7 protein-coding genes are annotated in these 11,122 nt (G+C 43.4%); 1 reads left to right on the forward strand and 6 read right to left on the reverse strand.

Features of this window, described 5'->3' with window-relative positions; translation table 11 throughout:
- Window positions 1-127: 127 nt before the first annotated feature.
- The 6 genes from lpdA to ampD all read right to left on the reverse strand — a co-directional run bounded on the left by lpdA (window position 128) and on the right by ampD (window position 9,038).
- Window positions 128-1,555: a dihydrolipoyl dehydrogenase gene (gene lpdA / locus K5Q73_RS14560; protein ID WP_220763574.1), complete on the reverse strand. Its 1,428-nt coding sequence runs from the start codon at window positions 1,553-1,555 to the stop codon at window positions 128-130.
- A 243-nt stretch (window positions 1,556-1,798) separates the two neighbouring features.
- Window positions 1,799-3,682, reverse strand: a complete 1,884-nt coding sequence (aceF, locus tag K5Q73_RS14565) for a pyruvate dehydrogenase complex dihydrolipoyllysine-residue acetyltransferase (protein ID WP_220763576.1) — start codon at window positions 3,680-3,682, stop codon at window positions 1,799-1,801.
- Window positions 3,683-3,695: 13 nt separating this feature from the next.
- The gene (gene aceE / locus K5Q73_RS14570) at window positions 3,696-6,356 is read right to left on the reverse strand and encodes a pyruvate dehydrogenase (acetyl-transferring), homodimeric type (protein WP_220763578.1); all 2,661 of its coding nucleotides are present in this window, start codon (window positions 6,354-6,356) and stop codon (window positions 3,696-3,698) included.
- Between the two features lie 107 nt (window positions 6,357-6,463).
- Complete coding sequence (gene pdhR, locus K5Q73_RS14575; protein WP_012153684.1) at window positions 6,464-7,216, reverse strand: pyruvate dehydrogenase complex transcriptional repressor PdhR; 753 nt, start codon at window positions 7,214-7,216, stop codon at window positions 6,464-6,466.
- Window positions 7,217-7,577: 361 nt separating this feature from the next.
- Complete coding sequence (gene ampE / locus K5Q73_RS14580; protein ID WP_220763580.1) at window positions 7,578-8,429, reverse strand: beta-lactamase regulator AmpE; 852 nt, start codon at window positions 8,427-8,429, stop codon at window positions 7,578-7,580.
- A 66-nt stretch (window positions 8,430-8,495) separates the two neighbouring features.
- Window positions 8,496-9,038, reverse strand: a complete 543-nt coding sequence (gene ampD / locus K5Q73_RS14585) for a 1,6-anhydro-N-acetylmuramyl-L-alanine amidase AmpD (protein WP_220763582.1) — start codon at window positions 9,036-9,038, stop codon at window positions 8,496-8,498.
- 255 nt (window positions 9,039-9,293) lie between these two features.
- Here ampD and nadC point away from each other — a divergent pair, with 255 nt between their 5' ends.
- On the forward strand, window positions 9,294-10,178 hold the full coding sequence (gene nadC / locus K5Q73_RS14590; RefSeq protein ID WP_220763584.1) for a carboxylating nicotinate-nucleotide diphosphorylase: 885 nt from the start codon (window positions 9,294-9,296) through the stop codon (window positions 10,176-10,178).
- Window positions 10,179-11,122: the final 944 nt, after the last annotated feature.

The raw sequence follows: 11,122 nt of genomic DNA on the forward strand, positions 1-11,122 counted from the left end.
ATTAACCTGAATGTAGCATTTAGCTAACAGAGATTCATCTATTGTTCACTTAAAAATCAACTCTTCCGAGCTGTTAGACATAAAAAAAGCGCTCAAATGAGCGCTTTTTCAAAACATTAGTAAATGCTTACTTTTTCTTCTTTGCCTTTGGGTTTGGCAAGTCAGTAATTGAACCTTCATAAATCTCAGCCGCTAGGCCAACTGACTCATGTAAAGTTGGGTGAGCGTGAATGGTTAATGCTAGATCTTCAGCATCACAACCCATTTCAATCGCTAGGCCAATTTCACCTAGAAGCTCGCCGCCATTAACACCAACAATAGCACCACCAATTACACGGTGAGTCTCTTTGTCGAAAATAAGCTTAGTCATACCATCTGCACAATCAGATGCAATTGCACGACCACTTGCAGCCCATGGGAAAGTCGCAGTTTCGTAAGCAACACCTTGCTCTTTTGCTTCTTTCTCAGTTAGACCAACCCAAGCAACTTCTGGGTCAGTGTAGGCAATTGATGGGATAACTTTAGGGTCAAAGTAGTGCTTAAGACCAGAGATCACTTCTGCAGCTACGTGACCTTCATGCACACCTTTGTGTGCAAGCATTGGTTGACCAACGATGTCACCAATTGCATAGATGTTTGGTACGTTAGTACGCATCTGCTTATCAACATTGATAAAGCCACGCTCATCAACATTAACGCCAGCTTTCTCTGCGTCTAGACCTTTACCGTTTGGAATACGGCCAATAGCTACTAGAACAGCGTCATAACGTACAGGTTCAGCAGGCGCTTTCTTGCCTTCCATAGTAACGTAGATGCCGTCTTCTTTAGCTTCAACAGCAGTCACTTTAGTTTCAAGCATCAAGTTGAACTTCTTCTTGATCTTCTTGGTATAAACGCGGACTACGTCTTTATCTGCTGCAGGGATAACTTGGTCGAACATCTCAACCACGTCGATATCACTACCTAGTGAAGAGTAAACTGTACCCATTTCTAGACCGATGATACCGCCACCCATAACAAGTAGCTTACCTGGAACTTCTTTAAGTTCTAGCGCATCAGTAGAGTCCCATACACGTGGGTCTTCATGAGGAATAAATGGCAATTGAATTGGGCGAGAACCCGCAGCAATAATTGCTTGCTCAAAATGAACAACTTTAACGCCGTCTTCACCTTGAACTTCTAGCGTGTTAGGACCAGTGAACTTACCAAGACCGTTAACCACGTTAACTTTACGCATTTTAGACATGCCGCCTAAACCGCTAGTTAACTGACCGATTACTGATTGCTTGTACTCACGCAGCTTATCAAGATCAATCTGAGGTTCACCGAAAACAACACCGTGGCTAGAAACCGCTTTTGCTTCTTCAATCACTTTAGATACATGAAGCAAAGCTTTAGAAGGGATACAACCCACGTTTAGACATACGCCGCCTAACGTGCTGAAACGTTCAACGATAACAGTATCTAGACCTAAGTCTGCAGCACGGAATGCAGCTGAATAGCCAGCAGGGCCAGCGCCTAGTACAACTACCTGAGTTTTAATTTCGTTACTCATGTTTTCCTCTATTCTTTTTATGTCGTTGGTGGCACCGAGTTAACGATAAAACCGACTCAACGATAAACTGTGGCCAAATCTTGTAAGGTGGCCGCATTTTAACCTTTGTTTGATGCTGATCACAATCCTAGAAACGCTTAATCTTGCTGATGTTTATTAATAGTGCCGATTAAGCGAATTAGGTAAGCGATTCAAATAAGCGACCTAGAAAATAGGCTGCTTGAATCAAGCAGCCTATTTGGATTAAAGCACTAAGGTACGAATGTCTGACAAGCAGTTATTCAAGTACGTGATAAAGCGAGCACCATCAGCGCCATCAATCACACGGTGATCGTAAGACAGTGATAGCGGCAGCATTAAGCGCGGCTCAAACTCTTTACCATTCCAAACAGGCTTCATATCTGACTTAGACACACCAAGAATGGCTACCTCTGGCGCATTAACGATAGGTGTAAATGCTGTACCACCAATACCGCCTAAGCTTGAGATTGTGAAGCAACCACCCTGCATATCAGCAGCGGTTAGCTTGCCACCACGTGCTTTCTTAGAGATTTCTTTCAGCTCATCAGATAGCTCGTGAATGCCTTTCTTGTTCACATCTTTAAATACTGGAACAACTAGACCGTTTGGCGTATCAACCGCAATACCTACGTTAACGTACTTCTTCAAAATTAAGCTTTCGCCGTCTTCTGACAATGAAGAGTTAAAGGTTGGGAATGCTTCTAGCGCTTTAGCAACCGCCTTCATGATGAACACAAGTGGTGTGATCTTCATGCCAGAGTCTTTCTTCGCTTCGGCAGCATTTTGCGCCTTACGGAAAGCTTCTAGTTCAGTGATATCAGCGTCATCCCACTGGGTAACATGCGGGATCTTCACCCAGTTACGGTGTAGATTAGCACCAGAAATCTTCTGAATACGTGATAACGGTTTAACTTCTGTTTCACCAAACTTGCTGAAGTCCACTTTTGGCCATGCAAGTAGGTTTAGCTCGCCGCCACCAGCTGCAGTTTTAACTGCGCCAGACTCAACTTGCTTAATAACCGCTTTAATGTAGTTTTGAACATCTTCTTTCACTACACGATTCTTACGGCCAGTACCTTTAACGTTAGCTAGGTTAACGCCTAGTTCACGCGCCATACGGCGGATAACTGGAGAAGCATGAGCGTATGCACTGTTTTCAACGAAGTCTTCTTTCGCTGCCGGTGCTGCTTGGCTAGTAGCAGGGCTTGCAACAGGAGTTGCAACTGGTGCCGCTGGAGCAGGAGCTGCTTGTACTGATGCAGCAACGGGTGCGCTACCAGCAACTTCAAAAGTCATAATCAAAGAGCCAGTCGATACTTTATCGCCTTGAGCCACTTTAATTTCTAACACTTTACCAGCAAACGGTGCAGGTACTTCCATCGCAGCCTTGTCACCTTCAACAGAGATAAGTGATTGCTCTTCAGTCACAGTATCACCCACGCTAACCATGATTTCAGTCACTTCAACTTCATCACCGCCAATGTCTGGCACGTTAACGTCTTGTACTGATGGTGCTGACGCCACTGCAGCCGGTGCTGCAACTGGCGCTGGAGCCGCGGCAGCAGGAGCTGAACCCGCAACTTCAAATACCATTACCAAGCTGCCAGTAGACACTTTGTCGCCTACATTCACTTTGATTTCTTTTAGCACGCCGGCAAATGGTGCAGGAACTTCCATAGAAGCCTTGTCACCTTCAACGCTCATTAGCGATTGCTCTTCAGTAATGCTGTCGCCAACAGTTACTAAAATTTCAGTCACTTCAACTTCATCGTCACCGATATCTGGGACGTGAACTTCTTTTAGCTCAGCCGCAGCTGGTGCAGCAGGAGCCGCAACAGGTGCTGACTCAACTGCAGCAGGAGTAGATGCCGCGCCTTCAGATTCAAAGATCATAATCAATGAATCGGTAGACACCTTGTCACCTACAACCACTTTGATTTCTTTAACAATACCCGCTTTCGACGCTGGAACTTCCATCGCCGCTTTATCGCCTTCAACAGAGATAAGCGATTGCTCTTCTTCTACCTTGTCGCCAACGCTAACAAGGATCTCTGTTACTTCAACCTCATCCGCACCGATGTCTGGTACATTAATTTCGATTGTCATTTTGTATTGCCTCTTACGCGTATAGCGGGTTTGTCTTGTCAGCGTCGATGTTGAATTTAGCAATTGCAGCTGCAACTACTGACTTTTCAATATCGCCACGTTTAGCGAGTTCATTCAGCGCTGCTACAACAACGTAGCCAGCATTTACTTCAAAGTGACGACGTAGGTTTTCACGGCTGTCTGAACGACCAAAACCGTCAGTACCTAGTACTTTGAATGATTCAGAAGGCATAAATGCACGAACTTGTTCAGCATAGTTCTTCATGTAATCGGTTGCTGCAATAGCTGGTTCAGTGCCCATTACTTGAGTAATGTACGCAGTCTTTTGCTCAGCTTCTGGGTGCAGCATGTTGAAACGCTCAACATCTTGACCTTCACGAGTTAATTCGTTGAATGAAGTCACAGAGTAAACATCTGATGCAACGCCGTACTCTTCACTTAGAATTTGAGCCGCTTTGCGTACTTCGTTCATGATAGTGCCCGAGCTCATTAACTGAACCTTGTTGCTACCAGTGTACGACTCAAGCTTGTAGATACCTTTACGAATACCTTCTTCGCTGCCTTCAGGCATTGCTGGCATTGCGTAGTTTTCGTTCATCAGCGTCAAGTAGTAGAACACGTTCTCTTGGTCACCATACATACGACGGATACCGTCTTGCATGATTACTGCTAACTCGTATGCGAATGTTGGGTCATAAGAGATACAGTTTGGAATCGTGTTCGCTTGAACATGACTATGGCCATCTTCGTGCTGTAGACCTTCACCGTTTAGGGTTGTACGACCAGCTGTTGCACCTAATAGGAAACCACGTGCTTGCTGATCACCTGCCATCCACGCCATGTCGCCAACACGTTGGAAACCAAACATAGAGTAGTAGATGTAGAATGGGATCATCGGCAAATCGTTAGTGCTGTATGACGTTGCTGCAGCAACCCATGAAGACATAGCACCTAGCTCGTTGATACCTTCTTGCAATACTTGACCAGAAGTCGCTTCTTTATAGTAAGACACAACACTGCGGTCTTCAGGTGTGTATTCCTGACCATGCGGGTTGTAAATACCGATTTGACGGAACAGACCTTCCATACCGAAAGTACGTGCTTCGTCAGCAATAATAGGAACGATGTTCTTACCAATGCCTTTGTTCTTCAGCAAGATGTTCAGTGTACGAACAAATGCCATAGTGGTTGAGATTTCACGCTTTTGCTCAACAAGCAAAGAGCTGAACTCATCAACAGCAGGAAGCTCTAATGCTTTGGTGAAGTTAGGTAGACGCTGTGGTGTATAACCATGAAGCGCATCACGACGAGCGTGTAAGTACTTGTACTCTTCAGAACCTTCTTCAAGCGTTAGGTAAGGTAGTTCAGATACTTTATCATCGCTTAGTAAATCTTCTAGGCCAAGACGGTTACGTAACTGTAGTACGTGGGTCATGTCCATTTTCTTCACGCCGTGAGCAATGTTCTTGCCTTCAGCCGCTTCGCCCATGCCGTAACCTTTAACTGTTTTAGCTAAGATTACCGTTGGCTTGCCTTTGGTTTCTTGTGCATTTTTAAATGCAGCGTATAGCTTAGATGAATCATGACCACCACGCTTAAGCGCGAAGATCTCTGCATCTGTCATATCTGATACAAGGGCAGCAGTCTCAGGGTACTTACCAAAGAAGTGCTCACGAACATAAGCGCCATCTTTTGACTTAAATGTCTGGTAATCACCATCGATAGTTTCATTCATAAGCTGTAGCAACTTACCAGTAGTATCTTTAGCGATTAGTGAGTCCCAGTTGTTACCCCAGATCACTTTAACTACGTTCCAGCCTGCGCCTCTAAATAGACCTTCAAGTTCTTGAATGATCTTACCGTTACCCATTACAGGGCCATCTAGACGCTGTAGGTTACAATTGATTAGGAAACATAGGTTGTCTAGCTTTTCACGTGAAGCGAAAGAGATAGCACCACGTGATTCTGGCTCGTCCATCTCGCCATCACCTAGGAATGCATATACGCGCTGCGCTGAAGTATCTTTTAAGCCACGGCCATCTAGGTACTTAAGGAAACGAGCCTGGTAAATAGCAGACATTGGGCCAAGACCCATAGATACCGTAGGGAACTGCCAGAATTCAGGCATAAGCTTAGGGTGCGGGTATGAAGGAATACCTTTGCCATCTACTTCTTGACGGAAGTTATCTAACTGCTCTGCAGTTAAACGACCTTCTAAAAATGCGCGTGAGTAGATACCTGGAGAGATGTGGCCTTGATAGTAAACTAAATCACCGCCATCAACTTCGTTTGGTGCACGGAAGAAATGGTTAAAACACATTTCATAAAATGATGCAGCTGATTGGTAAGACGCCATGTGACCACCGAGATCTAAGTCTTTCTTAGATGCACGCAGTACGATCATGATCGCGTTCCAACGGATAATTGAACGCAAACGACGCTCAACAGTAGTATTACCAGGATATGCAGGCTCTTGGCTCGTAGGAATAGTGTTGACGTAGTTGGTCGTGATACCTGTCGCCATGTCGACACCGTCTAGACGCGCCTTATCAAGTACTTGCTCAAGTAGGTACTGAGCACGCTCAACCCCTTCTTCGCGTACAACTGATTCTAGAGCAGACAACCACTCATTAGTTTCTAGTGGATCGATGTCATTAAGCATATGTTCAGACATTTTGCAGTCCTTTCCTATACGTAATACCTAAGTCACTACTGCAGTGATTAGTGTATTTAAATTTTAAAAATATTGGCTGGCAACAGGAGGTTCACTAAAGAATCGACCTATACACCACTCTTTAATCGACGCAGGCTACGCTGCAATCGGCTGTCTTCTTCCCTAACTGATAGCATCACCTCTTCAATGTAACTTAAGTGTTCATTGGAGGCTTCGCGTGCAGCTTCAGGGTCGCGGCGAATAATTGCAGCAAGCAGTGCTCGCCTGTGATCATTAGCCGTGGTAGAGGCTTCTTCGCGTCGGCTTAAAAGCTCTAAGTTTTGTGCCACGTTTTTGTGCAGCACAGGAGATAAACTCAATACTAGGTGAAGCATAGCCACGTTATGTGACGCTTCGGCAACCGCGCGGTAAAAGCGCACAATCGCATTAGCTTGATCTTCAATTAAATTAGCTGACTCAACTTCCAGAATCGTACGCTTGATATTTTGCATATCGGCGTCGTTACCACGAAGCGCCGCAAAATACGCCATCATGCCTTCAGTGGCATGACGAAACTCCAGTAAGTCGTACTGACTTTCTGAATCTGAATGCATAAGTTCAACGATTGGATCGGCAAGACTTTGCCAGAGCTGCTCTTTTACATAGGTTCCGCCGCCTTGACGACGCATTAACAAGCCTTTTGCTTCGAGCTTTTGAATCGCTTCACGTAAAGAAGGGCGCGAAACTTCAAATTGCAATGCCAATTCACGCTCAGGTGGTAGCTTTTGTCCTGGTTGAATACTGCCTTCCAGAATCATCTGCTCCAACTGCCCCATAATGACATCGGATATTTTTGGCTGGTTTATTTTGCTATAAGCCATGTGGGCCTCAGCTCCTATTGTAAATTGGTCTTACCAATTTAATTGACTGAGCGCACTTTATCAAATCACACTTTGAATGTCCAGTTAGTGATCTACATCAAATCTATGCGCGATGTGTGAGCATAGCTGATTTTCATCGTAACGGGGTCTGACCAATGTGCCAATTTTAATAAGCTGCGCGTTGATAATAATTATTATAAGCAATTAAACATGGAAAGATTTTTGGTAAATGGATAAGAATTAAAGGTGATTAAACGGCCCAGCAAAAATTGCTGAGCCGTTCATAAATCAGCCTAATTAATTTAATGAAATCAAATTTAGGACTGACTAATTTTTAGCTAACAACATGCTCAAGTGATGACTAATTAACCACCCCAAAGATGGTCATTAACGACAACACGGTAATGAGCAATATAAAATTACGTTTACTTAACTGCAATAAAGCAATAGTAGACTGTAAACAAATCGGTGCCGACGATGACTCAGGTAATGTCTCCGCAGCGACTGCGACTTGAGTAATCGTATCTCGCGCAGAGGATTTTGGATTTAATGCATGTGATAACCAAGCTGAAATTGCCTGCCTGAAATGACCACTTAATACATAGCCAAATGAGAAAATGCGACTTGGGATCCAATCAAGCACGAACAGCAGATTGTCGACTAAAGGTAACTCCGCATCATTCTTACGACTCTGCTCACTATAAAAGCGTACAGTGCAATAAAGCACTGTGCCGACAGGGCCAAGAACGATAAGGTAAAGTGCAATTGCACCGTAATAGCGATAATTGATCCACGCAACACTTTGACCGACTTTTTCGCCCAATTCCTTCTCGTTAACTGACTCTAGAGAAAGGCTAGAATCCAATTCATTGGCATAATTAAAGCAAGCTTGTGAGTCCCCGCGGCAAGCCGCCTGTATATAGCGCTTGAATGCCGTTCTTTGCACGTTATGACTAAAGCAAAGCACTGCAATCAACACCCATAGCACGACACTGATAGCCCCCCACAACACTCCTGATACTAGCCAAGATAAGATGTAGACAAAAACTGCAGGCAGCAAAATGACTAACGTCATCATCAATAATGACGGCTGCTGTTGCTCACTAATAAGCGACTTATGATATTTTGATAACAAGGCATCAAACTGCCAGGAGTTAGGTAAAAGCCGTAATCTCTCAACTAAAATTGCGACTAATAACGCAAATAACGCCATAATTTTCACCCTTCAATGGTTAACCTGCTTGTATCGGCCGTATCTATCACCGAACTTGCAGCCTATTTATATTCCAGCTTTATAACGCTGCCAATCAAAGCCGTTACCCGGATCGGTTTTTCGCCCTGGTGCGATATCACTATGCCCAGTAATTCTTGTAGGCGTAATATCTGGGTAATGAGCCATTAAGCTCTTAGTTAATTCCATAAGCATTTGATACTGTGCGTCTGAATAAGTAATGCTATCAGTTCCTTCTAGCTCAATGCCTATGGCAAAATCATTACAATTACTGCGGCCATCGAACTCAGATACCCCTGCATGCCAAGCTCTATCATCACAAGAGACATACTGCACCAACTCACCATCACGCCTTATTAGAAAGTGTGCTGATACTTCTAAGCCTTGCAGCTCTTTAAAACTCGCATCAGCTTCAATATCGAGGCAACCTTGAAATAACTGATCAATATAAGGCTGACCAAAACAGCCCGCAGGCAAACTAATGTTGTGGATCACCAGCAAGCTCACTTCATCAAGTGGCCTGATATTAAAATGTGGTGACTGGCACCATCGCGCCTGTACCACCCAGCCATTGGCTAAAGATAGCGACAAAACAATGATCCTTAAGCAAATATTATTATTCACTTTAGCAGTTTTAACCCTATGAATATAGTCGCGCTTTTGAGAATTATCACCCTCTAAATATCGCTACTTGCTGAGTATCAGCAGTGATAATGCTAGCTCACTCCCTAGAGACTTATGTTAAGATTAAAACCACTATTAAAGCGTGCCCCATATATAAATCAGTTATAGCCACAGTTACGACGACAGCTATAAACAAGTTATAAGTCAGTAAGGATAGCCACCATGCTTGAAAATGATATTCGTCTCTCAGTCAAAGCAGCTTTAGATGAAGATTTAGGCCACCAAGATACCAATTCGAATCTGAGTTCTACCCAAAGAGCCGACGCAGACATCACTGCACTACTTATTCCAGCCGATAGAAATGCACAAGCCAACTTAATCACCCGAGAAGAAGGGGTATTTTGCGGCAAGGCTTGGGCGGAACAAGTGTTTAACCAACTCGGTGGTGAAGTCGCCCTGCATTGGCATGTTGATGATGGCGACCTAGTACTGCCTAACCAACTACTTTGTGAGCTAGAAGGGCCAGCAAGAGCCATCCTAACGGGTGAGCGTACGGCGATGAACTTTATCCAGACCCTTTCTGGTGTTGCAACACTGACCAAACATTATGTAGACAGATTAGCTGGTACTCATACCCGTCTACTCGATACCCGTAAAACAATTCCCGGCCTGCGTACCGCGCAGAAATACGCGGTTACCTGTGGTGGTGGGCAAAACCATCGCATCGGATTATTCGATGCCTTTCTGATCAAAGAAAATCACATCATGGCCTGTGGCAGCATAGCCAAAGCTATTCAAGCCGCTAGAGAACTACATGCAGATAAACCAGTAGAAGTAGAAGTTGAGAGTCTTGATGAGTTAAAGCAGGCTCTCGATGCGCAATCAGACATAGTGATGCTAGATAATTTTGATGTCACCATGATGATAGAGGCGGTTGAGCTCAACAACAGCTATAAGGCTAACGGCCAAGGTGTGAAGCTTGAAGTATCAGGTGATGTAACAATAGATACTATTGCTAACTTCGCTAAAACCGGTGTCGACTATATCTCTGTTGGCGCATTAACCAAGCACGTAAGAGCACTGGATCTATCCTTAAGACTCAAATAACACCGTTTAGATAACACTGCTTAGATGACTCTAAGGCACCTAAAAGGTTAGCCCAGGCTAACCTTTTTTGCTTTTTATCATCGAGCCTATAAGCTCGCTGTTCCTCAACAATCCTTTCAGGCTCTTAACTCTTAACTCCTAGCCCCAAATTGATGACATATCTTAGTTCAACAATTCGATTGTTTTAAAACCATAAAGCCTAAAAACCAGCGTCTATTTAGCTATCAAATACTAGCGTATAAAATCAAAACAGTTATCCAACCAAATTTAAACGCGCTTATTTAAACCTGCTGGCTTTATCAAAGAATAATTATTGCCAGCAAGCGACTAAAAAATCGATTAAATATCAATAAGCCTTTGTTTGAATTTTTATGTTATTTAAACGCTAAGTTATGCTTATTCAAACGATTGCAAATTATGCAATTGATTATTTAAGTTAACGCAATTGCCTCACCCCTTAGCAATAATCTGCCATATATCCGCTAGTTAGCTCATCTACAGCATCGGATAATTGGTGCAGCAGTATCACTGCAACTGAGTATAAAGCTATCAAATTGAATCTTTTTTAGGTGTAATTTACTCTCTTGGGAGCACTCCCTCGACTGGTTAATTGCTATAAAAACGACCAAACTAATTTTAAAAATTTTGTAATAAATAAGGCTGAAGCTCAGTAAGTAAACCGGAGATAAAAGGTTCAAAAAAATGACACCTTAAGTGAATACGTCAATATACAGTCAACAAAAACGCAAGCTTCATAACCTTTTCACAGGAAAACCTCTATTTTTAGAAAAAATCATAATTAGAGGGCTACTTTGTGCTGAGGAATCCCCTAATGATTTTGATAAAAATCATAAATTTAAGGTAGATGCACATCTTGTCATGTGATCAAATGGTTCTGAGAAAAATCAATAACCAGACAACAAGATGTGCGAACTCGATATTTT

It is taken from the genome of Shewanella sp. MBTL60-112-B2, from assembly GCF_019655055.1.
Classification (GTDB): Bacteria; Pseudomonadota; Gammaproteobacteria; order Enterobacterales; family Shewanellaceae; genus Shewanella.